At 61.3% G+C, this 20,864-nt stretch carries 28 protein-coding genes and 3 tRNA genes; 22 read left to right on the top strand and 9 right to left on the bottom strand.

Annotated elements, in window-relative coordinates:
* Positions 1-55: 55 nt before the first annotated feature.
* A complete protein-coding gene (locus CQ050_RS14595; protein WP_105557541.1) occupies positions 56-682 on the bottom strand; it encodes a cysteine dioxygenase in 627 nt (208 codons plus the stop codon).
* Between the two features lie 168 nt (positions 683-850).
* On the opposite strand from CQ050_RS14595, the gene CQ050_RS14590 reads away from it, so the two are divergent.
* From CQ050_RS14590 to CQ050_RS14580, 3 genes are all read left to right on the top strand, one after another.
* Positions 851-1,636, top strand: coding sequence for an NAD-dependent deacylase (locus CQ050_RS14590; RefSeq protein WP_105557540.1), 786 nt, complete (start codon positions 851-853; stop codon positions 1,634-1,636).
* A gap of 193 nt (positions 1,637-1,829) precedes the next feature.
* Positions 1,830-2,429 (top strand): helix-turn-helix domain-containing protein, encoded by a 600-nt coding sequence (locus CQ050_RS14585; RefSeq protein ID WP_105557601.1) that lies wholly within the window; start codon positions 1,830-1,832, stop codon positions 2,427-2,429.
* Between the two features lie 93 nt (positions 2,430-2,522).
* A complete protein-coding gene (locus tag CQ050_RS14580; RefSeq protein WP_199196815.1) occupies positions 2,523-2,771 on the top strand; it encodes a hypothetical protein in 249 nt (82 codons plus the stop codon).
* 10 nt (positions 2,772-2,781) lie between these two features.
* Here CQ050_RS14580 and CQ050_RS14575 read toward each other — a convergent pair whose 3' ends face one another.
* Positions 2,782-3,666, bottom strand: a complete 885-nt coding sequence (locus CQ050_RS14575) for a LysR family transcriptional regulator (RefSeq protein WP_105557538.1) — start codon at positions 3,664-3,666, stop codon at positions 2,782-2,784.
* 145 nt (positions 3,667-3,811) lie between these two features.
* Between CQ050_RS14575 and CQ050_RS14570 the strand changes: the two genes are divergently transcribed.
* On the top strand, positions 3,812-4,408 hold the full coding sequence (locus CQ050_RS14570) for a short chain dehydrogenase (protein WP_105557537.1): 597 nt from the start codon (positions 3,812-3,814) through the stop codon (positions 4,406-4,408).
* Between the two features lie 145 nt (positions 4,409-4,553).
* On the opposite strand, the gene CQ050_RS14565 is transcribed toward CQ050_RS14570, so the two are convergent.
* A tRNA-Arg gene (locus CQ050_RS14565) sits at positions 4,554-4,630 on the bottom strand.
* A 190-nt stretch (positions 4,631-4,820) separates the two neighbouring features.
* Here CQ050_RS14565 and CQ050_RS14560 point away from each other — a divergent pair.
* Entirely contained in the window at positions 4,821-5,048 is a 228-nt protein-coding gene (locus CQ050_RS14560) for a DUF3079 domain-containing protein (RefSeq protein WP_105557536.1), read from the top strand.
* 168 nt (positions 5,049-5,216) lie between these two features.
* Here CQ050_RS14560 and CQ050_RS14555 read toward each other — a convergent pair.
* The 3 genes from CQ050_RS14555 to CQ050_RS14545 form a co-directional block, all read right to left on the bottom strand.
* Positions 5,217-5,293 (bottom strand) — tRNA-Arg (locus tag CQ050_RS14555).
* A 155-nt stretch (positions 5,294-5,448) separates the two neighbouring features.
* A tRNA-Arg gene (locus tag CQ050_RS14550) sits at positions 5,449-5,525 on the bottom strand.
* Positions 5,526-5,627: 102 nt separating this feature from the next.
* Positions 5,628-6,437, bottom strand: a complete 810-nt coding sequence (locus CQ050_RS14545; protein WP_105557535.1) for an ankyrin repeat domain-containing protein — start codon at positions 6,435-6,437, stop codon at positions 5,628-5,630.
* Between the two features lie 239 nt (positions 6,438-6,676).
* Between CQ050_RS14545 and mnmH the strand changes: the two genes are divergently transcribed.
* The 4 genes from mnmH to CQ050_RS14525 all read left to right on the top strand — a co-directional run bounded on the left by mnmH (position 6,677) and on the right by CQ050_RS14525 (position 9,875).
* Entirely contained in the window at positions 6,677-7,723 is a 1,047-nt protein-coding gene (gene mnmH / locus CQ050_RS14535) for a tRNA 2-selenouridine(34) synthase MnmH (protein ID WP_105557534.1), read from the top strand.
* Between the two features lie 318 nt (positions 7,724-8,041).
* Complete coding sequence (locus CQ050_RS30715; RefSeq protein ID WP_146121033.1) at positions 8,042-8,761, top strand: hypothetical protein; 720 nt, start codon at positions 8,042-8,044, stop codon at positions 8,759-8,761.
* Between the two features lie 2 nt (positions 8,762-8,763).
* Positions 8,764-9,204, top strand: a complete 441-nt coding sequence (locus tag CQ050_RS14530) for a DUF488 family protein (RefSeq protein WP_105557533.1) — start codon at positions 8,764-8,766, stop codon at positions 9,202-9,204.
* Between the two features lie 2 nt (positions 9,205-9,206).
* Positions 9,207-9,875 carry a DUF4326 domain-containing protein gene (locus tag CQ050_RS14525; protein WP_105557532.1) on the top strand — a complete coding sequence of 223 codons (669 nt, stop codon included), beginning with the start codon at positions 9,207-9,209 and terminating at the stop codon, positions 9,873-9,875.
* Between the two features lie 427 nt (positions 9,876-10,302).
* Here the strand turns inward: CQ050_RS14525 and CQ050_RS14520 are convergent, their stop codons facing one another.
* Genes CQ050_RS14520 through CQ050_RS14510 form a run of 3 tightly spaced genes read right to left on the bottom strand, consistent with a single transcriptional unit; the run spans position 10,303 to position 13,343 of the window.
* Positions 10,303-10,524 (bottom strand): hypothetical protein, encoded by a 222-nt coding sequence (locus CQ050_RS14520; RefSeq protein WP_105557531.1) that lies wholly within the window; start codon positions 10,522-10,524, stop codon positions 10,303-10,305.
* 18 nt (positions 10,525-10,542) lie between these two features.
* Positions 10,543-11,592, bottom strand: a complete 1,050-nt coding sequence (locus CQ050_RS14515; protein ID WP_105557530.1) for a phage portal protein — start codon at positions 11,590-11,592, stop codon at positions 10,543-10,545.
* A complete protein-coding gene (locus CQ050_RS14510) occupies positions 11,589-13,343 on the bottom strand; it encodes a terminase large subunit domain-containing protein (protein ID WP_105557529.1) in 1,755 nt (584 codons plus the stop codon). The genes CQ050_RS14515 and CQ050_RS14510 overlap by 4 nt, the downstream gene beginning before the upstream one ends.
* 144 nt (positions 13,344-13,487) lie before the next feature.
* Here CQ050_RS14510 and CQ050_RS14505 point away from each other — a divergent pair, with 144 nt between their 5' ends.
* The 13 genes from CQ050_RS14505 to CQ050_RS14445 all read left to right on the top strand — a co-directional run bounded on the left by CQ050_RS14505 (position 13,488) and on the right by CQ050_RS14445 (position 20,863).
* On the top strand, positions 13,488-14,339 hold the full coding sequence (locus tag CQ050_RS14505; protein ID WP_105557528.1) for a GPO family capsid scaffolding protein: 852 nt from the start codon (positions 13,488-13,490) through the stop codon (positions 14,337-14,339).
* Positions 14,340-14,382: 43 nt separating this feature from the next.
* Complete coding sequence (locus CQ050_RS14500; RefSeq protein ID WP_105557527.1) at positions 14,383-15,393, top strand: phage major capsid protein, P2 family; 1,011 nt, start codon at positions 14,383-14,385, stop codon at positions 15,391-15,393.
* Positions 15,394-15,395: 2 nt separating this feature from the next.
* The gene (gene gpM / locus CQ050_RS14495; RefSeq protein WP_105557526.1) at positions 15,396-16,091 is read left to right on the top strand and encodes a phage terminase small subunit; all 696 of its coding nucleotides are present in this window, start codon (positions 15,396-15,398) and stop codon (positions 16,089-16,091) included.
* Between the two features lie 92 nt (positions 16,092-16,183).
* Positions 16,184-16,657 (top strand): head completion/stabilization protein, encoded by a 474-nt coding sequence (locus CQ050_RS14490; protein ID WP_105557525.1) that lies wholly within the window; start codon positions 16,184-16,186, stop codon positions 16,655-16,657.
* Positions 16,657-16,863, top strand: coding sequence for a tail protein X (locus CQ050_RS14485; RefSeq protein ID WP_105557524.1), 207 nt, complete (start codon positions 16,657-16,659; stop codon positions 16,861-16,863). Before CQ050_RS14490 ends, CQ050_RS14485 begins: the two co-directional genes overlap by 1 nt.
* Before the next feature lie 5 nt (positions 16,864-16,868).
* Complete coding sequence (locus tag CQ050_RS14480; RefSeq protein WP_105557523.1) at positions 16,869-17,243, top strand: putative holin; 375 nt, start codon at positions 16,869-16,871, stop codon at positions 17,241-17,243.
* Positions 17,240-17,536, top strand: coding sequence for a phage holin family protein (locus CQ050_RS14475; RefSeq protein WP_105557522.1), 297 nt, complete (start codon positions 17,240-17,242; stop codon positions 17,534-17,536). Before CQ050_RS14480 ends, CQ050_RS14475 begins: the two co-directional genes overlap by 4 nt.
* Complete coding sequence (locus tag CQ050_RS14470) at positions 17,529-18,338, top strand: N-acetylmuramidase family protein (RefSeq protein ID WP_105557521.1); 810 nt, start codon at positions 17,529-17,531, stop codon at positions 18,336-18,338. Before CQ050_RS14475 ends, CQ050_RS14470 begins: the two co-directional genes overlap by 8 nt.
* Before the next feature lie 291 nt (positions 18,339-18,629).
* Entirely contained in the window at positions 18,630-18,872 is a 243-nt protein-coding gene (gene lysC, locus CQ050_RS31105; protein ID WP_105557600.1) for an Rz1-like lysis system protein LysC, read from the top strand.
* Positions 18,856-19,362 (top strand): phage tail protein, encoded by a 507-nt coding sequence (locus CQ050_RS14460; RefSeq protein WP_105557520.1) that lies wholly within the window; start codon positions 18,856-18,858, stop codon positions 19,360-19,362. The genes lysC and CQ050_RS14460 overlap by 17 nt, the downstream gene beginning before the upstream one ends.
* Positions 19,359-19,823, top strand: coding sequence for a phage virion morphogenesis protein (locus CQ050_RS14455; protein ID WP_105557519.1), 465 nt, complete (start codon positions 19,359-19,361; stop codon positions 19,821-19,823). Before CQ050_RS14460 ends, CQ050_RS14455 begins: the two co-directional genes overlap by 4 nt.
* A gap of 60 nt (positions 19,824-19,883) precedes the next feature.
* Positions 19,884-20,510, top strand: coding sequence for a phage baseplate assembly protein V (locus CQ050_RS14450; protein WP_105557518.1), 627 nt, complete (start codon positions 19,884-19,886; stop codon positions 20,508-20,510).
* Entirely contained in the window at positions 20,507-20,863 is a 357-nt protein-coding gene (locus tag CQ050_RS14445) for a GPW/gp25 family protein (protein WP_369868317.1), read from the top strand. The genes CQ050_RS14450 and CQ050_RS14445 overlap by 4 nt, the downstream gene beginning before the upstream one ends.
* Position 20,864 lies beyond the last annotated feature (1 nt).

Here is a 20,864-nt window from a genome sequence, read left to right as displayed (position 1 = left end):
TTTAGGACAGGAACATAGCATGAGACGCCGCGCGCGAACAGCGCCTTCCCGGCAATCAGCCCTTCAATTCGGGAATGGTGGCGCGCACGGCCGCCGAACGGTCCCACAGGTTGGGCAGGCTGGGCGACGAATAGCCGGACACGAACGGCTTGGACTGTCCGGTGACCGGGTCATAGACGTGCCGCGACACCGCGCCAATGTTGCCGCCGTACAGGTGCACGCTGATCGACACGCGATCAGCGAAGGCGTTGGACACTCGGTGGATGTCGCCCTCTTCCGGCGACAGGCGCTCCACGTCGCCAGGACGCAAGGTCGTGGCGTCGCCCGCGGGCGTCAGGCGGCCGTCCGGCTGGCGCGCGTAGCGCTGATTGATTTCGGCGCCGCGCAGCATGCCCACATAGCCCCAGACCTCGTGGTCGTGCACGGGCGTGAACTGTCCCGGTCCCCAGACAAAGCTGACGAGTGAAAACCGCTCGAGCGGATCGCAATGCAGCAGGAATTGTTGGTAGTACTGCGAATGCGGCGTGGTACAGGCCTCGGGCAGCCAATCGTCGTGCCGCACCAGATCGGCAAAGGCTGCCTGCAGGGCCGGCGTCTGCGCCAGTGCGTCCGGGGCGGCCAGCCGCGTCGCGGTCGCGATGAAACGGCGAAGCCGGTCCAGGCCGGGGGAAGCGTCAGGCATTGCGTATCTCCGTTGGTCAGGAATATCCCAGATGAGAAAACCAGTATCCATCATTCGGGAATCTTGCGCACGCTTGCCCCCACCGCGGTCACGGCCGCCGGTTGCAAGCCGCGCTTGACAGGCTTGCGCCTGAGCGCGCAGCGTAACGGATTATCTTCCAGGCCGAAAATGACGAGTCCTTATCTAGATATTCCGCCAGCGCTGATGGAAACGCTACGCGGCGCGCAACGCATCGTGGTCTTCACCGGGGCCGGGGTTTCCGCGGAAAGCGGCATCGCCACTTTCCGGGATGCGTTGACAGGCTTGTGGTCGCGCTTCGACGCGCAGGCACTGGCGACACCCGACGCGTTCCGCGCGCATCCCGACATCGTCTGGGGCTGGTATGAATGGCGTCGCGGGCAAGCCCTGCGCGCCGAGCCGAATGCCGCGCATCGCGCCATCGCGGCGTTGGCGCATCACGTACCCGAGCTGATTGTCGTCACGCAGAATGTGGACGACCTGCATGAGCGCGCCGGCAGCCCCCGGGTGGCCCATTTGCATGGCAGCCTGCACGCGCCGCGTTGTTCGGCCTGCGCCGCGCCCTACACGCTATCGGGCGGCGCGCCCGACGAACCCGACGAAGGACGCCGCATCGCGCCCCCCGCCTGCTCCGTGTGCGGGGCGCCGGTACGGCCCGGGGTCGTGTGGTTCGGGGAAAGCCTCCCTGCCGACGCGTGGAGCGACGCGCTGCGTGCGGCCGAACAATGCGACCTGCTGCTCAGCATCGGGACATCGGCGCTGGTCTACCCGGCCGCCGAATTGCCGCAACGTGCGCTGGCCGCGGGCGCGTCCGTGATCCAGATCAACCCCACGGTGACACCGCTGGACCGGCAAGCGCACTGCAATCTGCATGGCGCGGCCGCCGATGTGATGCCCCGCCTGCTGGCGGCGGCGTTTGGCTCAAACAGCCACTGATTCCCTGTTCGCCACGCAAGCCATAACCCGTTTACATCGGGCAATGCGGGGATGACGGCGTCAGGGCTGGTGAAGATTTGTGAAGATCTTTCGACGGATGTGGAGTAGAAAAGAGCTTGCTGCAACTGTCGAGGGGAAACCCCAAATCTCACCGTTGCGCCGCCGCATTACAGTGGCGCAAGCTGTTTCGGCCGTGGAGAGCACCATCCCTTTTTCCTGGAGACTTCCCGATGTGTTCGTGCGTTCATCAGACGGTGTCTTGCATCGTGTGGTGCGGCACGCCACGACCACCGATACCATTGCCAAACTTGAGAGCGTTCCCAGCAATTACCACCTGGACTGCGAATGCATGCTCGACAACGGCGAAACGCTTTCCTGGATAGGAAATAACCAGTATCGTCAGACCCGCGGCGGTGCGATTTACACCGCCGAATCCGATATCACGACGCCCCATGGCGAGTTCCGCAAAAGCGGCGCCTCGAAGCGGAATGCACCGGATGCATACAGGGCCGCCCCGCACAAGAAACTGACCGCCGGGCACACCCCTTTGCCACTAGCTGTCGTCAACTTGAAAACCGGCAACGATTGGAGCTTGATACGCGCCTGGCGCGAGCACCTCAATATCAGCACTGCGGATATGGCGGCCCGGCTCGGCGTTGACCACTCCATCTACATTGAATTGGAACGGCCGCGTCCACGGCCACGCCAGGTCATCCTGGATCGCGTTTCGCAAGCATTGGGCGTCTCACCTGACCAACTCGATGATTCATTGTTAGGAGGGCGTTTTCGGTAGCTCCGCGCCGGGCCTTTCCGCCCGCCCCCGCACCTTGAAACGCCCACGTGACTTTGGCGCCGCATGAAAGACGGCCCGCGCAGGAGGTAAGGTATGCTCGGCACCGCAAGACGATTGACGGATGTGCTTGCCACATCCCCCGATGGCACGCTGTATCGCATTGAACGTTTCGTGGCCGACCTGGACGCGTATACCGCGCTGGGGACTTCGCGCTTCGATCCCAAGATGCACTGCATCTGCCGCACCAGCTCTGGCGAAAAAGTCACCTGGCTGGGCGGGCAGGCCTACGAGATGCTGAAAAACGGCATCTCGCTGACCGCCGTAGACCGACGACGGCGGTGAACGCGCACGCCTACCGCGTGAACCGGTCCACCAGAAAGTCCACGAAGGTCGTGAGCTTTGGCAACGCCTGCCTATCTTTCGGATACAGCAGCGTGATCGGCCGCGCGGCAGGCCAGTATGGCTGCAGGATCGGCACCAGGCGGCCTGCGCGCACGTCGTCACCCAGCAGCAGTTCGGGTTGCAGCACGACGCCAAAGCCCGCCAGCGCCGCCTGTCGCAGCGCCTGACCGTTGTTCGACAGGAAGCGGCCCGAGGGGTAACCCACCTGATTGCCGTCTCCGCTGTTCAGTTGCCAGCCGGTGCGCCGGCTCCAATACGAAAAATCCAGGCATTGATGCCGCACCAGGTCGTCCGGCGTGGCGGGCGTCCCATAGCGCTCAAGATAGGCGGGCGCGGCGCAGACGATCATTTGATAACGCCCGATTGCGCGCGCAACCAGGCTCGAGTCGGCCGGTTCGCCGATACGCACCGCCAGGTCGTAACGAGCGGCCACGATGTCTTCCACGGCATCGCCAAGCACCAGTTCAACGCTGACATCGGGATAGACGGAAAGGTAGTCGGCAATGGCCGGCGTCAGCGCGAATGAGCCGAAGGTGACCGTCGACGTGATGCGCAGATGCCCCCTTGGCGTCAGCCGCAACGCCTCGGCGCCCTGCTCCGCATCGCGGATCTCGGCCAGGATGGCCTTGCAACGCGCGAAATAGGCCTGGCCGGCCTCGGTCAGGCTTTGCCGTCGGGTGGTGCGGTTCATCAGACGCACGCCCAGGCGCGCTTCCAGTCCCTTGACGTGCTTGGCCGCCATGGCTGGCGACATCTCGTGGCGCGTCGCCGCGGCGGTCAGGCTACCCAGCTCCACGACCGCCACGAATACTTCCATGCTGAGCAACCGGTCCATGAATTACGCACCCCGAGTGTGAAGTGTTTCCACTATTCCTGGATTTTTCCATGGAAATCGAACGGCGAGAATGGCTGCATGCACTGGCGCTGGGCCGGTGCACGACAAAAATCGAGCAGATTTCGGGCAAGCCCCGGGAGACCCCATGAAAATCATCCTAATCGGCGCCACCGGCACCATCGGCCGCGCGGTCGCGGCAGAACTCGGCCAACACCACGACATCATCGCCGTGGGCAAAACCAACGGCCAGCATCAGGTCGACGTGACCCGCAGCGACAGCATCCGCAATTTGTTTGAGCGCGTGGGCAAGGTGGACGCCATCGTCTCCACGACCGGCGGCCTGCACTTCGGCCCGCTTTCCGACATGACGGCCGAGCAGTTCAAGATCGGCCTGCACGACAAATTGCTGGGCCAGGTGGACCTGGCGCTGATCGGCCAACATTACGTCAACGCGGGCGGCTCCATCACGCTTACCAGCGGCATCGTCAGCGACGAACCCATCCGCTTCGGCGCCAATGCCTCGGCCGTCAATTCCGCCATCGACGGCTTCGTGCGCGGCGCCGCCATCGAGCTACAGGGCATCCGCATCAACTCGGTCAGCCCGACCGTGCTGCAAGAATCGATGGCAAGCTACGGCCCTTACTTCCCGGGCTTCGAAGCCGCGCCCGCCAGCCGCGTCGCGCTGGCCTATCGCCGCAGCGTCGAAGGCGCGCAAACGGGCCGCGTCATCCGGGTCTGGTGACCGCCAGGCCCGCGCGCGGGGGTCGTCCAGGCAAAAGAAAAGCGGCTTGATGGATGACCATCAAGCCGCTTCGTCTTTATTGCGGTATTGCTTTTGCCTTTCGGCAGAACCGCGGCATCGTTGATACCGCGTGTTCTAAATAAGTTGGCGCGCCCGGCAGGATTCGAACCTACGACCCCCTGGTTCGTAGCCAGGTACTCTATCCAGCTGAGCTACGGGCGCTCCGAAAGAGGCGTGTTTATAACATGAAAAAATACCATCGCGCAAATCGACTAAAAAACTGCGCGGTTTTCTGCCGCCGTTTTTTTTGACGACTGGCGTCTGTAATGGCCCCCAGCGCTTGCGACAGATCAAAGAAGCCGCCCGTCCGTGCGCAGTACGCTGGACGTGCCGCCCCGCAATCAGACACACCATGGCCAAGAAATTTCCAATGCACCCGAAACACCCCGAGCGTATTTGCTGGGGTTGCGACCGCTATTGCCCGACCGACGCCATGAGCTGCGGCAACGGCTCGGACCGCACGATGCATCCCATCGAACTTCTGGGCGACGACTGGGCCAGCGTGGGCGATTGGGGATTCGACGCGACGGACGAAAAGGGACAAGCTGCGGACCAACATTCGCCCGCTGCCGCCACATAGACGCGGCGGCCGCCCGAAGATTCGCAGCCCGAAAATCCCTGGCGCCTCTTTCCTCGCGCCTCTTTCCTCGCGCCTCTTTCCTGGCAGTACGTTTTCACGGCACAAAACAAAAAGGCCTTCGATACGAGATCAAAGGCCTTTCTATTTTCTTTCTTTGTTTTCTTACTTTGGCGCGCCCGGCAGGATTCGAACCTACGACCCCCTGGTTCGTAGCCAGGTACTCTATCCAGCTGAGCTACGGGCGCTCCGACAAAGAGGCAAAATTATATCAGAATAATTAAGCCGTTGGGGCTGCTGCCACCCCTATTTGCTTTTTTCTTTTACGTTTTCACGTTCCTCGTTTTTTGCATTCCTGGTTCGGCGTGAATTTCTCCACATCGATCCAGAACACTAAAAAACTTGGCGCGCCCGGCAGGATTCGAACCTACGACCCCCTGGTTCGTAGCCAGGTACTCTATCCAGCTGAGCTACGGGCGCATCAAAAAGCAAGCCTTGAATAATAGCGTTGTTTCAGAAATCGCGCAAGTCGGGGCGGGGAAAATCTGCCATGCGCCCCGCCGCGCCATCATCCTGAGCAAGCTAGTACAGCGTCAGCATAGGCCGTCGCGCGGCGCTTCCGTTCCACACGACAGGCAAGCCAGCCGCTTCGGCCGCGCGCACGATCAGTCCGCCAACGCGCAGCATGTCGGCGTCCGCACCTTCGGGCGCGCCCCAGAACGCCAGATCCAATCGCCCTTCCTTCTTTGCGCGGTTGCGGTCCTGGCGGGTATAGAAACAGAACCCGTGCAGCCCGGCCGCCACGCCACCGCGTTCATCGAAAACTTCCGAGCAATCGTCAAAGCCGTCCGATTGCGTCGTGCCCACATCCTGCATGGCCACCAGGCCCGCCTGCGTCAGTGCCTCGAACATCGAATCCAACCGGGCTTGCGCCTCGCGCCATTGCGCCGCACTAAGCTTGACCGGCTCGGGCTCCGGCTCCGGCTCCGGCTCTTCAAGCGCCACACCGGTCAGCGCGGACAGCAGTTCCTGCACCTCGGGCATCATCGCATTCACGGTGATGTGGTTACCGTGGTCATCGCTGATGTCCGCGCGGGCGCCCGCATCGATCAGCAGTTGCACGGCGTCCGTGCTGGGCGCGAACTCCGCCGCAAGATACAGCGCGGTGCGCCCCTCGCGCTGGAATTCCAGTGGACTGCCGGCGTCGATCAACGCCCTCAGCACGGCCAGGTTCTCCGCAATCTCGGTGTCATTCGCCCCCATCGCGGCGCACTGCAACGCGGTGAATCCGTGCGCGTTCACCGCCGCCGGGTCCGCGCCGGCCTCCAGGCACGCACGCACACCCTTCACATCGCCGCTACGGGCGGCATCGAAAATCTTGCTGGGCTTCAAGGGCAGCTCCTAGGTTTGCGCCACGCCGGCGCCATGCGTAAGCATCGCGTAGATCTCCGCGACCCGTTCGACCGTCACGCCCTCGCGTTGCTCAACGGCCATTTAAAAGAAAATTCCATATTCCGGGCAGGCAGGGAAGATGGAGGATGATAGCAACCCGTGCGCCAAGCCACCGCCGCCGGAAAGCTCTATCCTAGTGGCGGCTTTCCGCCCCCTCGATCAACGCAACGGCCTTTAACGTGAAACACCTGCTCGCCAGCCTAGACAAGCTGGATGACTTCGACGAAATCATCGACGTGCGCTCGCCGCTCGAATACGCCGACGACCACATCCCCGGCGCCGTCAACGCGCCCGTGCTCAGCAATGAAGAACGCGTGCAGGTCGGCACCTTGTACCGCCAGGTCTCGCCCTTCGAAGCCTCGCGTACCGGCGCGGCCATCGTCGCGCGCAACATCGCGCGGCACCTGGAAACCACCTTCGCGGACCGCCCGCAAGGCTGGCGCCCGCTGGTGTACTGCTGGCGCGGCGGCAAGCGCTCGGGTTCGATGACGGTGATGTTCAACATGATCGGCTGGCGCGCGCGCCAACTGGACGGCGGCTACAAGCGCTACCGCAGCGCCACGCTCGAGGCGCTGGACACGCTTCCTGCGGCATTGCGCTATGTCGTGCTGGTCGGCCCCACCGGCAGCGGCAAGACGCGGCTGCTGAACGCGCTGGACCAAGCAGGCGCGCAGACCCTGGACCTGGAACAGCTGGCATCGCATCGCGGATCGCTATTGGGCGCGCTGCCCGGCGTCGCCCAACCGTCGCAGAAGCGATTCGACACGCTGCTGGCCACGCGCCTGCGCGAACTGGATGCCAGCCGGCCGGTCTACGTGGAATCAGAAAGCCGCAAGATCGGGTCGGTGGCGCTGCCGCCCGCACTGCTGCAAGCGATGCACCAGGGCGCCTGCATCGAAGTCGTCTCCACGCGCGAAGACCGCGCCGCCTTCCTGCAACAGGATTACGCGGAACTGTTCGCAAACCCTGACTGGTTGAAGGCACAGCTGCAACGCCTGCTGGGCTTGCACAGCCGCGAGGTGATCAACAACTGGCTGTTGATGGTGGACGAAGGCCGCCGCATCGACTTGGCGCGCGAACTGATCGACCGCCACTACGACCCCGCCTACGCCCGCAGCAGCCACGCGCACTACACGCAATTGCCGCAGGCCACGCGTATGGATTTCCGGCCGAATGACGCCGACGTGGTGGAGCAAGCCCGCGCGTTGTTGGCGGCGCTGGAATGAAAAGCCCATGAAAAAACCCCGCAATCACTTTCGCGATTGCGGGGTTTTTATCTTCAACGCTGGTACTAAGCCAGCGCCGAAGCTTATCTGGCGGAGACGGTGCCCTTCAAACTTCAATCCCAATACATTGAAATATAAGTATATTTTTATTTACATACTTGCAAGTACCCGCAAAAGTACCCACACCAACTCCCCTCCTTACCCCTCTGCGCACGGGTCTCTCAGTTGCAGAACAAGTTGCAGAACAAAGTGTGACACTTTGATGTATAAAGAAACTAAGCGCGACTAGCGCTGGACCATGCATCTAAGGAGAGGAAAATGGAGACAATCGTTATTACCGACGTGACCCGGTTTAAGCTAAAAGACAACAAGATCTGTGTTGCTGGCTTAACACTGGATGGAAAAACCTGCATTCGACCAATGGTACCAACGTCATCACACCCCGACTACTTGTCTCATGATGATTGCAGGAAAAATAACATACTACCCGGGATGGTAGTTCGTGGAGATTTCCATCTTCCGAATCAAGTTAGCGCCCCGCATCATGAGGACCGGCTGCATAACTCTCTAGAAAATACAGGGCCACTCTCCGCAGGAGATTTTGAACGGCTGTTGAAAAAATCCCTCTCTAAAAGCGTTCGAGATGGCTTCGGCATCACGAGTACGGAGAAAGTCGTAAAAGTGGACGAACGCCCAGCACGTTCTATTATAACGATCCAACCTCGAGCCGGAACCGTCCGTATCGTTCAAGATGGATATAATGAAAGTCGAATCCGCATTCATTTCACCGACCAATCCGGCGCTGAATATTCCTTTCTTTCAATAACAGACCTCGGCCTCTATGACTTTGTTGGAGATCCTGAAAAAAGGAAAATGAGCATAGGGGATGTAAACGCCATCTTAAACGGATTAAACCGCGTTTATCTACGCGTTGGACTCTCCCGGGTTCATACGGTTGGCGAACGGACCGGATATTGGTTACAGGTAAACGGCGTGTACTCGTTCCCCCAATATAGCGAGATCATAAGAAGCTATTGATCATGACCATCTTCACAATTGGATTTACAAAAAAAAGCGCCGCCGAATTCTTTAACCTGTTGAGAAATTCCAACGTCAGAACCCTATATGACGTTAGAACGAACAACAGTTCTCAACTTGCTGGGTTCGCAAAAAAGCAGGACCTAAGTTTTTTTTTAAAAGAAATACTGAATGTCGACTACGTAGAGCTTCGCGAGCTTTGTCCAGAACCAAATTTACTCAAGACGTACCGAAGCGGAGCGATGAATTGGGCAGCTTACTCAGAGAAATATATCGAAGGATTAGCAAAGCGAAACGCGGAGCGAAACGTCCCGCTGCAACTCCTTGAGGCCGGCTGCCTCTTATGTAGCGAACATGAGGCAACGTTTTGCCACCGCCGTCTTGCGGTAGAATACTTAGCGAGTTTCGCAACAAGCAAACCCTCAATTTCTCACTTACTATAGCGATGACTGAAATCAGCCACCTTCTTATAGCTTTCTCATCAGGTTTTACCAACAAGGCGAGCTATGAGAAGGTGGTGGCGAAGGTTCTGACAAATAGAACGCCGCAGAAAATTACGAGTGTAAATGATGAACGAGACTTCGTAAAAAATGACCCGCGTTTCACGGAGACAAAAATTTCGCATGCGAAATGCCGTGCGAAAATTGAAGCCAGACGCCTTGCAGCATCCGCCTCGCACATCATTTGCTTTTGGTCGGGCGAAGACATAAATGATTTGATTTGGGAAGGCCGAAACCAAAAAATTCCATTGCGAGTATCAACTTTTTTTGTTACTCGCGCCGTGAACAGGGATGCCGGCGACGCCTTTGATATTTATATTGGACGCAGTGGCCCGTGGGGCAATCCCTTCCCCATAATACCCGGCACCGATCAAACTCGTGAGCGAGTAATCGAACGCTACGAGGAATATTTCAAAGATACTATTCTTTCAGACCCTTCGAAGCATAAGGCCCTGCTTGCACTAAGAGGATTGCGTCTAGGATGTCACTGCAAACCGCTTGCTTGCCATGGTGACGTGATAGCTCGATATTTGAACAATTATCGCGATCCAGATGAGTCATCCACCGATGACGAGGATCAAATGCAAAGCCAGCCCCCCGAAGAGCAAGGATAGTTTGTGTATTTGTGACCCAGGCAGGCCGCGCCAACAGCACCAACGTTCTGCCCCGGAACCGCCATGCCCCATCGTTCCCTGGGATTGTCATAGACCGTCGTTCAAAGTGCGTCTGTACTGCGTCGATCTGCGCCATATGGCAACCACCGATCACCCCCCGATAAGTCGCGCCAATGCTGGCGCTAAGGGGTGACGCATGGATGAGTCTTTTTTGCGCCATTTAGCGGGCAGGCGTGGAGGGGGGAAGACTGCGCGCCAGGGGGTTCCGCTGGCCCGAATGCTGTATATTCATACAGTACTTTGAGGCACCCCTATGGACTTCTTCGACCGACCGCCACCCGCCCCTCTCCCTGCGGCCCGTATAAGGGCGCTCTACGCTCAAAACCCCACCGCCGAGGCCTGCGCCCTAGCTTGGGAGATATGGCGCCTACAGCGCGTCTTGGTGGCCCTGGAAGCCGGACTCAGAAGCGCCAGCACCCTGCGCCATCGGCAAGACATCCTTGACCGCGTGGCCGAGCTGCGGGAATACGTCCAGGGCGAACCGTGCTTGAACGAAGCGCTCGCCGTGAAGCCTGGGCGCAAGCGCGGCGAAGAGCGGTAGCAACGGCGCCGCGTACAGACGAAAAAAAGCCCCGCCGAAGCGGGGCATGTCATGAGGTCGGGCGGACTATTCGCTCTCGCCCGTATGCACCACATACGGCCGGAACTTCACCACTTCCTGCCCGAGCCATTCGTTCAAGCCTAGGAACGTCGCCTGTAGGGGTTCCAGCTCGTTGCGCGCGAATACCTGCGCGGCGGGCAGGATGGCACCAAAGCCCCCGCTATTGCTGGGCACCAGCCCCATGAGCTGGGGCGGCACCCGATGCGCGGCTAGCATGTCATCGCGGCTGATGTTCTTGATGTTGAAAAAGTCATCACGCGCGGCGACCTCGCTTACAGGGATGATCTGCAAGCCGTCCTTCTTGCCACCCGGGGCATAGACGAACAGGTTGCGAAAGTTGCCGGGGCCTTTCGAGTTCTTCAACGCATCGCGGATACCGTTCACATAGCTTTCATCTTGGATGGTGTCCGTCACATACATGACGAAGCCCGCATGACTGCCGTTCTGGTAGTACTTGCGCCGAAACAACGTCGCGGATTCGTTCAGCCAGGCTGAATTCAGCGCCGCCAGATATTCCGGCATGCCATAGATTTCCTGGTTGATGTCCGGCTGCATGAGATGGGCGACGGTCCCCTTCGCAAATTCGTGTTCCTGCCCGATGCTTGGCACATAGAAATATTGATCGTCCTCCACCCCTCGCCGCGTGTACTTGGCCAAGGCATGGCGCACACCAAGCAGCTTGCCGGTCACGCTGTCCTGTCGCTCCGCGTGCGCGTTGCCGAAGATCAGAAAATCGAGAGCCATCTTGCGGCACGATTCGCGCCCAAACAGGTGATTTGGCTCCAGCGTTGAAGCCAGAATATTGGCCTTGAAGTAGATGGCCGAGCTGTGATGAGGGCTTGCGCGGAACGACTTTGCCAGCCCTCCGAAATTGATGGGCGGTTCATACCAGCGCCCGTTCTTCCAGCATTCCAGATAGTCCAGAATCTCGCGCCTATCCAATACCGGTGTCGGTTCACCAAAGGAAAACGCCTCAATACCGGCGGACGCCGGCGCCGATGTCTGCGCCGCAGCGGCGGCGGCGAGCTGCACGCGCGGGGCCTTCTTTCGTTTCATCCGTAAATCTCCACAAGTCCCTGGTTCGCGCCGGTCGCGCCTTCCAAGGGTTCAAAGTCCAATGCGTGCATAAGTGCCCATGCGAGGTCCGCATGGCCCGTATCGGCAGCGCGCCCAGCGTCGTAGGTCACGCTCTTACCGCTGGCGGTCATCGTCTTTCTAATCGACATCAGCGAGTGCGCTAGGTCGGTAGCGCCGGCGTCAAACTCCAAGCGCTTGTTTCGGATCACGTCGCCCGCCTTCAGGACAAGCCGCGACTTCACTTCGGGCGAATAGGCGTACGCACGCGCGTTCGGGAAAAACTGCTTCACCAGTTGGTAGACCCCCTGGCCCATCCCGGTAGCGTCGATGCCGATGTAGACAACGGCGTACCGCTCCGTGATTTCCTTGATTTTCTTGGCCTGGTCGGCAAAGTCCATGCCGCGCCACTGGTGACGCTCCAATACCCGGAACTTGCCGCCGGGCGTGCGCGGCGCGGCCAGCACAACGCAACCGGCCGAATCGCCGGTAAGCGATGGGTCGTAGCCGATCAATACCGGGTTGTAGCCATAGGGCCGCAAAAGAAACTGCTGAACGTCGATCCATTCCACCATCGAATCGACCATGCAACCCTGGAGCATGGCCAGGGGGAAGATGGACGCGGTGTCGTCGATGAACCCGCACATAAGCAGGTTCTCGAACTGGTCAGGGCTGTATTCAAGCCGCAGCTCGTCGATGTCGAACAGGTTGCACCCGCCCGCCTCCGCATCCAGAATCGTGACGATTTGCCGCCATAGCCGATCATCGCAACGGTGCCCGTTCTTCAGGACTGCGTGCGCGAGTTCGATCGCTACCTGTTCGCGCTTCGCGCGCCGCTTGTTGAAAAGTTCTCCGGTCCACAGCGGATAGGCTTCGTGCGCCATGCTGGACGGGGTAGAAAAATAGGTCTTGCGCCAGTTCTTATGCAGCGCCATCCCGCTGGCGACCTTGTTCAGCTCCGCGAAATTCGGCGTCCAAAAGAACTCATCAAAGTAGAAATTCCCGTGGTAGCCCTGCGCCGTCCGCGCGTTCGTCCCAAGAAAATACAGATGCGCGCCGTTGGGCAGCACGATGGGATCACCCTTCAAATCAACGTCGGCCGCCTCCCGGGCAAACTGCACGATGTACTGCTTGAAAACGTGTGCCTGCGCCTTCGACGCCGACAGAAATATCTGATTGCGGCCTGTCCGGATTGCGTCATCCAGGGCCTCACGAGCGAAGTACCACGTTGCCCCGATCTGACGTGACTTCAGAATCATGCGCGTGCGCTGGTCCCCGTTGCGCAGCCATACCTTCTGATAATCGAATAGCGACTCTCGGAAGGCCTTCGAGATCTGATCCGCCTGCGCCTCGCTGATCGCGTTTCGCTCCGGCCGGCTCTTCGGGGCAGCGTTGCGGCGCTCAAGATTGGGGTTCAGCGTTGATTCCTTGCCGTCGCTGTCGAACTTGCGCACGCGCGCCGTGTGCGCAAGCTGCCGCCCCAACAAGTCAATTTCTTTGAAGTCTCGGCCGTCCTTCTGGTCCTTCGCGATCAGCATGCAAAGCCGCGCGTCCAAGGCGGTTTCCACTCGTTCCAGCGGTGATGCCGCGTCCCACTTGTCGCGCGTCTTCCAGCTCTGCACGGTTGTGCGCTTCTCGCCGATGTGCCGCGCAATAGACGACACGCGCCACCCCTGCCAATACAGGTCACGCGCAACTTTCCGGGGGTCGATGTTCGGTGCAATTTCAGACATGCCGCCATCGTGCCGACGTTTCCCGCGCGCGCGTGAAGGCGGTATGTGTGGCTACGCCTGCGACATCTTCAAGCCGTTGAGCGTGTGCCGGCACAGAGCCACTATGGCAACACCCGAACACCACAAACGAAGCGAGACCAACCCATGAAATGGTTCACCGTGGCCACCGAAGGCCAAACGACTGACGGCCGCGTGATTGAACGCAGTTGGCTGGACGACATCGCCGCAACCTACAACCGCGCAAACTACGGCGCACGCATCTGGATGGAACACATCCGCGGCGTCCTGCCTGACGGCCCTTTCAAGGCCTATGGCGACGTGTTGGCCGTCCGCGTTCAGGACAACAAAGACGGCAAACGGGAACTGCAAGCCCAGCTCGACCCCACGCCGGACCTGGTGGCCCTGACTAAGGCCCGTCAGAAAATCTACACGTCCATCGAGATCGAGCCGAATTTCGCCAAATCCGGCAAGTGCGGACTCATCGGCCTGTCCGTCACCGACTCCCCGGCCAGCCTGGGCACTTCGATTCTGGAATTCGCCGCCAAGAACCCGGCAGCCCACCCCTACGCCGCCCGCAAGCAAAACCCCGAGAACATCTTCACGAGCGGACTGGAAACCAACTTTGACTTTTCGGATACGCCGGCCGCCGTGACGCCGGACCCTACCGCCACGATTTTTACTCGCATGACGGAATTGCTGCGCAGCTTCACCCAGCAGCCGCAGCAACAGCAGCAGCCCCAACAGGGCGACACCGCGAAGGCCCTGCAAGAACTGCCGCAACTGTTTAGCGATCTGCAGGCGGCTTACACCGCCGGAAACACCGCGACGGCCACCAAGGTAGCGGAGCTCGCATCGGAGCTGGCCGAATTCAAAAAGACCGCCGCCAGCGCCTCCGACCTGCAAGAGCTGCGCGAAACGCTCGACAAGACGCCGAACAGCTTCCGCCAGCGCCCGCCGGCGACGGGCGGCACCGGCGAACAGCTGACGCAGTTCTAAGCCCAAACATCAGCATCAACCTCTTTCGCATACAGGATTCGCAATGCACCAAGAAACCCGCAAGAAATTCAATGCCTACCTGGCCCAGCTCGCCACGGTCAACGGCACGGAAGACGCTGGCAAGACCTTCACTGTCATCCCGTCGGTACAACAAAAGCTCGAAACCGCGCTGCAAGAAAGCTCGTCGTTCCTGGGCCGCATCAACATGGTCGGCGTGGATGAACTCCAGGGCGAAAAGCTGGGCCTGAATCTCTCCGGCCCGGTCGCTTCGCGTACCGACACCACGGCCAAGGAGCGACAGCCGCGCGACCTGTCCACGCTGGCCGACAACGGCTATCACTGCCGCAAGACCGACTACGACTCGTTCATCCGTTACGAGAAGCTCGACGCATGGCGCCGCTTTCCCGACTTTCAACTTCGCATTGCTAAGCTGCTGGTGCAGCGCCAAGCCCTCGACCGCATCATGATCGGCTTTAACGGCACCAGCATTGCGGCGAACACGGATCCCTCCGCCAACCCGATGCTCCAGGACGTGAACAAGGGCTGGCTCCAGAAGGCTCGCGAAAGCGCGGCCGAACGCGTCATGTCGGAAGGCAAGACCGGCTCGGGCAAGGTGCTAATCGGCACGGACGGCGATTACAAGAACCTTGATGCGCTGGTCTATGACGCCATCCAGCTGCTGGACCCGTGGCACCAGGAAAACCCTGGCCTTGTGGCTATCGTCGGCCGGGGCCTGATGCACGATAAGTATTTCCCGCTGGTCAATCAGGACAGCAAGGCGACCGACACCCTCGCCGCCGACATCATCATCAGCCAGAAGCGCGTCGGCGGCCTGCCCGCAGTGCAGGCGCCGTTCTTCCCGGCCGGCAAGGTCATGATCACGTCGCTGGACAACCTGTCGCTGTACTGGCAAGTCGGCGGGCGTCGCCGGCATGTGGTTGAGAATCCGGGCCGGGACCGCATCGACACGTTCGAAAGCTCCAATGATGACTACGTGGTGGAAGATTTCGGCCTGCTTTCGCTGATCGAAAACATCGAACTGGCGGCGGCGTAACCATGGCCAGCCCTGCGCAGCTTCATCGCATGCGGGTGCTGGCTGCCAAGACGAGCGCGGCCAGCGAGGGCGCGCCCGTCGTGGTGGGCGGTATCTATGGCCAGATGATGGCCAAACTGACACTGGACGCGCGCCGTCTGCACGACATTCAGTCCGTCGAACGCAAGATTTCAGTCAAGCGCGAGCTGCTGCCCGAGTATCAGGCCTACATCACGGGCGTTTTGGAGGGCGACTCCGGCCAGCCGGATGAGGTAGTCGCCACGCTCATGCTTTGGCATATCGACGCGGGGTTGTTTGAGCGAGGCCTTGAAATCGCGGCCTACGTCATGCGCCACGACCTGCCGTTGCCGGAGCGCCTGAAACGCAACGCCGCCACCCTCTTGCTGGACGAAGTGGCGGGCGCCGTCGCCGGCGGCGCTGTTGCTGACGCAGATGCCGCTATGGCAATTCTGCAACGGGTCGCAGTTCTGGTGGACGGCCACGATGCCCCCGACCAAGCCCGCGCCAAGCTGCATTTCGCTCTGGGCAAGACGCTGGCGCTACAGGCCGGCGACACGCTGGACGGGCAACGCCTGGAGATGGCACGGGCTGCGGTCGCGCAGCTCAAGCGTGCGGTAGACCTGTTTTCCGGCATCGGGGCCAAGAAGCTCATTGAACAACTGGAACGCAAGATCAAGAACGCCGGCAAGGCCGGCTAACCGAGTGCCCCCAAGCGCACGGCGGCGCGGGCTGACGGTGGCTCCCTGAGCAACCCGACGCCCGCCCACCGCCGACCCCACAGGACTCCGCTATGAGCTTTATCGCTACTGCCCCGACCCCGCCCAAGACCCCGGCCAACGTCATCAAGAACGACGGTTTTTTCCCCGACTTCGACATGAGGGAAGTCCGCGACACGCTCCGCCTGGATGGCACCATCACCGATGCCCGCCTACGGCACGCCCTGCTGGGCGCCATCGTGGAAGTGGGCGGCGATCTGGCGGCATGGAAGGAAGCCATGCGCACCCAGGGCAGCACCACCCTGGCAAGCGTGGCCACCGGCGACTTGATCGACGGACAGTCGCGGCGAACGCTGGCCTATGTGCGCGCCGTGTACAGCCTCGTCAAAGCAGACCTGATTGAGCGCATGGCTGACTACGACACCACGGGTACCGGACAGAAGCGTATCGAATGGCTGGCCGACGCGCCGGACGAGCATCGGCGCAATGCCCGCTGGTCCACCGCCGACGTGCAGGGCCGCCCGCGCAACGTGGTGGAGCTGATTTGATGCTGGTCCGCGCAATGCAGGGTGACACCGTAGACGCGTTGTGCTGGCGCTACCTGCGCACCACGCGCGGCGTGGTGGAACAAACCTTTGAACTGAACCCCGGACTTGCGGACCACGGCCCCATCCTGCCGCACGGCCTCGCCGTGAATCTCCCCGAGCCGGTATCCGAACCTTCGACGGTCCCGACCGTCAACCTCTGGGACTGAACTTCATGGCCGAACCCTCCACCGTCACCGCGACCGCTGCGGCGACCACCGCAACATCCGGGCTGGTTCTAGCCCAGGTGCTGCCCTACATCGACGCTAACGCCGCCTTTGGCGCCGTCATCGGTGCGGCCCTGGTCGCCAGCACCAAAAAGGATCTGAGCGCCTGGAAACGCTTTTTATCCTTCCTGCTGTCGGCCCTGTGTGGCTATGGTGGCGCCGGCGAATTCATCGCGCGCGAGTGGGCCAAGCAATCGTTCCTGCCTGCGCTGCTGGGAGCGCTGATCATTGTCCCCATCGCGCTCAAGCTGCTGGCCATGGCGCCAGATTTCGACCTGAAGGCGATCATCATTCGGATGGCCGGCGGCGGGGGCAAGCCATGAACACCACCGCGCTGACGCTTACCCCTCTGGCCGTGGCATGCGTCCTGCTTTACGTCCTGGCCGGCGCCCGCCTCCTTTGGTACCGCCCGAATGGCGCGCGCCACCGGCCGAACATTTCCTTCATGGCATCCATCGCCATCGCCGCGCTGTTCTGCCGCGCCCTGGCGGTCGCCCTTTCCACGTCCGGCCCGCCTGGATTGCTTGAGCTGATCACCGCCGGCGCGGTCTGCGCGATCACCTACGCGATTCGGGGCAACCTGGCCATCTTCTTTCGGAGCAAGCAACGTGAGTGAAATCCTGAAATCCGGCGCCCTTGGCCTCACGGTAAGCGCACTACAAACGCAGCTCAACAATGCGGGCTATCGCTTGGAAGTGACAGCCGAGTTTGACGATGCCACGGAAGGCGCCGTACGCGCCCTACAGGCGGCACGCGGACTTATCGTGGATGGCAAGGTGGGAGTCAAGACCCGCGCCGCCCTATGGGGCCAGGACACGTCCAAGCTGATGCGGGAATCCGATCTCGTCGCCGCCGCCAAACAGTTGGGCGTTCCCCTGGCCAGCATCAAGGCGGTCAACGCGGTGGAGTCCAACGGAAGCGGGTTCCTTCCAGATGGCCGCGTCTCCATCCTCTTTGAGCGCCATGTGTTTTACACGCGCCTCCAGACGCATGGCGTAGACCCTGCGCCGCACGCCCTCCGCTTCCCCGGGATCGTCAATCCCAAGCGCGGCGGCTACGCTGGCGGTGCCGCCGAACACGCCCGCCTTGCCAGCGCTGCGCAGGTCTGCCGCGCCGCCGCGTTGGAAGCGACCAGTTGGGGCGCATTCCAAATCATGGGCTATCACTGGCAAGCCCTGGGGTATGAAAGCGTCGAAGCCTTCGTTGCCTCCCAGCAGGAAAGCGAAGGCGCGCAGCTCACAGCATTCGTGAAATTCATCGAAGCCGACCCTGCGTTGCACAAGGCGCTGATCGGCCGAAAGTGGGCCGCGTTCGCGCGTGGGTACAACGGCCCTGCCTACGCGGAAAACCTCTATGACGTGAAGCTGGCGCGCGCGTATGAACGGTTTGCAGCCCAAGCCGAACAGGTGGCCGCATGAGCGCATGGATTCTGCGCGTCGCGCCCTATGCCGTCTGCGCCCTGCTGGCCCTGGGCATCTGGCACCAGCGCGGCACCATCGCCGCCCAGGCCACCACCCTAACCACGTACGGCGAACGCCTGGACGCCCAGGATGCAGCCATGAGCAAAGTCACGGCGGGCATTCAGCAGGGCAAGGACGACTTGCGCCGGCTGGCGGCGACGCAAGAAGGATTTCGCAGCGACCTGGAATCGCGCCGCTCTGACATCGAGGAATTGAAACGTGAAAACGAAGAGTATCGCCGCTGGGCTGATGGCGTGCTGCCTGAGCCTGTTGCAAGGATGCGGGAACGCCCCGCGATCACCGGCGCCGACGGCTATGCCGAATACGTGCGCACCCGTCGTCCCGTGCGTGCTGTCAGCGAACCGGCCGGCCCGCAATGAAGACCTGAACGCGGCGGTTGATCGCGTAGAGGCAGATTGGGCCATCTGCGCCGCCCAGGTGGACGCGGTCATTGCGTGCGAAGCGAGGGAGCGAAATGCGCAAAGCCACTGAGCTGCGGGCCTACATCACCGAAGCAAACCCATACCTGCGGCGTGACCCGGAAAAGCTGCACGTTTTCATCGACGCTGGCGCAATAGGGACCATCGCCACGGGCGGCCTCTCGCATCAATATGCCTATACCCTGAACCTGGTCATCGAGGATTTTTCCGGCGACCCGGCCAGCATCATGGTTCCGATTCTGGCGTGGTTGCGCGTGCATCAGCCGGATGTGCTGGAGAACCCTGAAAGGCGCAAGCAGGCCATCGCGTTTGAAGTCGAAATCATCACAAACGACACGTTCGACCTGAGCATCAAGCTCCAGTTGACCGAGAGTGTCATTGCGAGACTGGACGCTGCCGGCGAACGGATCGACGTGACCCATGCGCCCGAGCCTGCCCACCCCGACCTATTCCCGGACCCGCAAGCGCCCGCGCGCAGCGTCTGCCGCAACGGCGAAGAAATCGGCGTCCTGCCCTATCCCGGCTGGGCCATCCAGCGATGAGCGCGGACTTTCTGGACGTGCAGGATTGGGCCGCTGGCCTTCTGGCGCGCCTGGAGCCGGCCGAGCTGCGCAAGGCAAATCTGCGGATCGCGCAAGTCCTGAGACGCGAAGAAAGCCTGCGCATCGGAGCGCAGGTAGACCCGGACGGCCAGCGCTTCACCCCCCGCAAAGCCCGCAAGAACTTGCGCGGCAAAAAAGGCGCGATCCGCCGCAAGATGTTTGCGCGTCTGCGCACCACGCACCACCTGCGCGCTGGCGTGACCGACGATGCGGCAACGGTGGGCTTTAAGGGGCGTGCCTCGCGTATCGCCTGGGTCCATCAACGCGGGCTAAAGGACCGGGCGGCTCCGGGCGCGCCCGACGTGCGCTATCCCGTCCGGCGTCTGCTTGGCTTCTCCAAGGAAAGCCGCGAACGCGTTCTGGATACGCTGGCCGACTTCCTGGCAGGTCGCGGGCTGTAGCAGGCCGAGCAACAACACCAGCTTCGTGCGCGCGCGAAGGCGGCGCGGCAACATGGCCGCATGCACGAACTAGCCGAACTCTTCCGCCTGCTGACCAACCTTATCCGCGTCGGCACCATCGCGCAGGTTGATCTTTCCAGCCAGCCAGCAAAGGTCCGCGTGTCCACCGGCGCGCTGACGACCGACTGGTTGCAATTCCTGGCTCTTCGCGCCGGCACGTCAACGACTTGGGATCCCCCGACGCAGGGCGAACAGGTACTGGTGCTATGCCCGGGCGGCGATACCGCCGCCGGCATCGTTGTCACCGGCCTGAACTCGAACGCAATTCCCGCCCCGTCGAACAGCGCCAGTGAACACGTTCGCCTGTATCCCGACGGTGCGCGCATCACCTACGACCACCAGGCCGGCGCTCTGACCGCGACCGGAATCAAGACCATCAGCGCGGACGCCAGCGAGTCCGCTGTCCTGCACTGCCCCGACATCACCCTGGATGGCAATGTGACCGTCACGGGCCAGCTGTCCTATCAGGCGGGCATGTCCGGTAAGAACGGAAAGGGAAATCGGACAGTCATCAGCGGCGACATCATTCAGCGCGACGGGGAACTGTCGTCCAACGGCGTAGTGCTGGAGACTCACACGCACCGAGTGCGCAGCCTGGGCGGTGAAACCGACGAGCCGACCAAATGAGCTATCTGGGAATGAACGCCAAGACTGGCCGGCGTATCACGGGTGCGGACCATCTGAGCCAATCGGTGGGCAAGATCATTGGAACTTCGGTCGGTACGCGCGTTCGCCGGCGTGCCTTCGGCTCTGTGGCGCCTGACCTGGTAGACGCCCCGGCCAACGCCGCGACGCTATTGCAGCTCTACGCCGCAGCGGCCACCGCCCTGCTTGCCTGGGAGCCGCGGCTAACGCTACGCACCATTAGCGCGCAGGCGGATGCAGCTACCCCTGGCGTCCTGATTTTCGAACTGTCCGGCGAAGCCTTGATAGACAACGAAGTGCGCCCGGTCTCCCTCTCCACCCGCATCGGTGCATAGC

Origin of the sequence: Achromobacter sp. MYb9 (assembly GCF_002975275.1) — a bacterium.
In the GTDB taxonomy this organism is placed as follows: domain Bacteria; phylum Pseudomonadota; class Gammaproteobacteria; order Burkholderiales; family Burkholderiaceae_B; genus Achromobacter.
Note: the sequence above shows the minus strand (reverse complement) of the source record. Positions and strands in the feature narration are given on the sequence as shown.

What these genes read in the sequence shown, in the direction of transcription:
- CQ050_RS14580 (WP_199196815.1), top strand. Translation starts at nt 2,523, where the DNA reads ATGCTCGGCACCGCAAGACGATTGACGGATGTGCTTGCCACATCCCCC.
- CQ050_RS14595 (WP_105557541.1), bottom strand. Translation starts at nt 682, where the DNA reads ATGCCTGACGCTTCCCCCGGCCTGGACCGGCTTCGCCGTTTCATCGCG.
- CQ050_RS30715 (WP_146121033.1), top strand. Translation starts at nt 8,042, where the DNA reads ATGGAGACAATCGTTATTACCGACGTGACCCGGTTTAAGCTAAAAGAC.
- CQ050_RS14510 (WP_105557529.1), bottom strand. Translation starts at nt 13,343, where the DNA reads ATGTCTGAAATTGCACCGAACATCGACCCCCGGAAAGTTGCGCGTGAC.
- CQ050_RS14520 (WP_105557531.1), bottom strand. Translation starts at nt 10,524, where the DNA reads ATGCCCCGCTTCGGCGGGGCTTTTTTTCGTCTGTACGCGGCGCCGTTG.
- CQ050_RS14455 (WP_105557519.1), top strand. Translation starts at nt 19,359, where the DNA reads ATGAGCGCGGACTTTCTGGACGTGCAGGATTGGGCCGCTGGCCTTCTG.
- CQ050_RS14450 (WP_105557518.1), top strand. Translation starts at nt 19,884, where the DNA reads ATGCACGAACTAGCCGAACTCTTCCGCCTGCTGACCAACCTTATCCGC.
- lysC (WP_105557600.1), top strand. Translation starts at nt 18,630, where the DNA reads ATGGCGTGCTGCCTGAGCCTGTTGCAAGGATGCGGGAACGCCCCGCGA.
- CQ050_RS14445 (WP_369868317.1), top strand. Translation starts at nt 20,507, where the DNA reads ATGAGCTATCTGGGAATGAACGCCAAGACTGGCCGGCGTATCACGGGT.
- CQ050_RS14560 (WP_105557536.1), top strand. Translation starts at nt 4,821, where the DNA reads ATGGCCAAGAAATTTCCAATGCACCCGAAACACCCCGAGCGTATTTGC.
- CQ050_RS14485 (WP_105557524.1), top strand. Translation starts at nt 16,657, where the DNA reads ATGCTGGTCCGCGCAATGCAGGGTGACACCGTAGACGCGTTGTGCTGG.
- CQ050_RS14475 (WP_105557522.1), top strand. Translation starts at nt 17,240, where the DNA reads ATGAACACCACCGCGCTGACGCTTACCCCTCTGGCCGTGGCATGCGTC.
- CQ050_RS14480 (WP_105557523.1), top strand. Translation starts at nt 16,869, where the DNA reads ATGGCCGAACCCTCCACCGTCACCGCGACCGCTGCGGCGACCACCGCA.
- CQ050_RS14505 (WP_105557528.1), top strand. Translation starts at nt 13,488, where the DNA reads ATGAAATGGTTCACCGTGGCCACCGAAGGCCAAACGACTGACGGCCGC.
- CQ050_RS14530 (WP_105557533.1), top strand. Translation starts at nt 8,764, where the DNA reads ATGACCATCTTCACAATTGGATTTACAAAAAAAAGCGCCGCCGAATTC.
- CQ050_RS14525 (WP_105557532.1), top strand. Translation starts at nt 9,207, where the DNA reads ATGACTGAAATCAGCCACCTTCTTATAGCTTTCTCATCAGGTTTTACC.
- CQ050_RS14500 (WP_105557527.1), top strand. Translation starts at nt 14,383, where the DNA reads ATGCACCAAGAAACCCGCAAGAAATTCAATGCCTACCTGGCCCAGCTC.
- gpM (WP_105557526.1), top strand. Translation starts at nt 15,396, where the DNA reads ATGGCCAGCCCTGCGCAGCTTCATCGCATGCGGGTGCTGGCTGCCAAG.
- CQ050_RS14570 (WP_105557537.1), top strand. Translation starts at nt 3,812, where the DNA reads ATGAAAATCATCCTAATCGGCGCCACCGGCACCATCGGCCGCGCGGTC.
- CQ050_RS14575 (WP_105557538.1), bottom strand. Translation starts at nt 3,666, where the DNA reads ATGGACCGGTTGCTCAGCATGGAAGTATTCGTGGCGGTCGTGGAGCTG.
- CQ050_RS14490 (WP_105557525.1), top strand. Translation starts at nt 16,184, where the DNA reads ATGAGCTTTATCGCTACTGCCCCGACCCCGCCCAAGACCCCGGCCAAC.
- CQ050_RS14460 (WP_105557520.1), top strand. Translation starts at nt 18,856, where the DNA reads ATGCGCAAAGCCACTGAGCTGCGGGCCTACATCACCGAAGCAAACCCA.
- CQ050_RS14590 (WP_105557540.1), top strand. Translation starts at nt 851, where the DNA reads ATGACGAGTCCTTATCTAGATATTCCGCCAGCGCTGATGGAAACGCTA.
- CQ050_RS14515 (WP_105557530.1), bottom strand. Translation starts at nt 11,592, where the DNA reads ATGAAACGAAAGAAGGCCCCGCGCGTGCAGCTCGCCGCCGCCGCTGCG.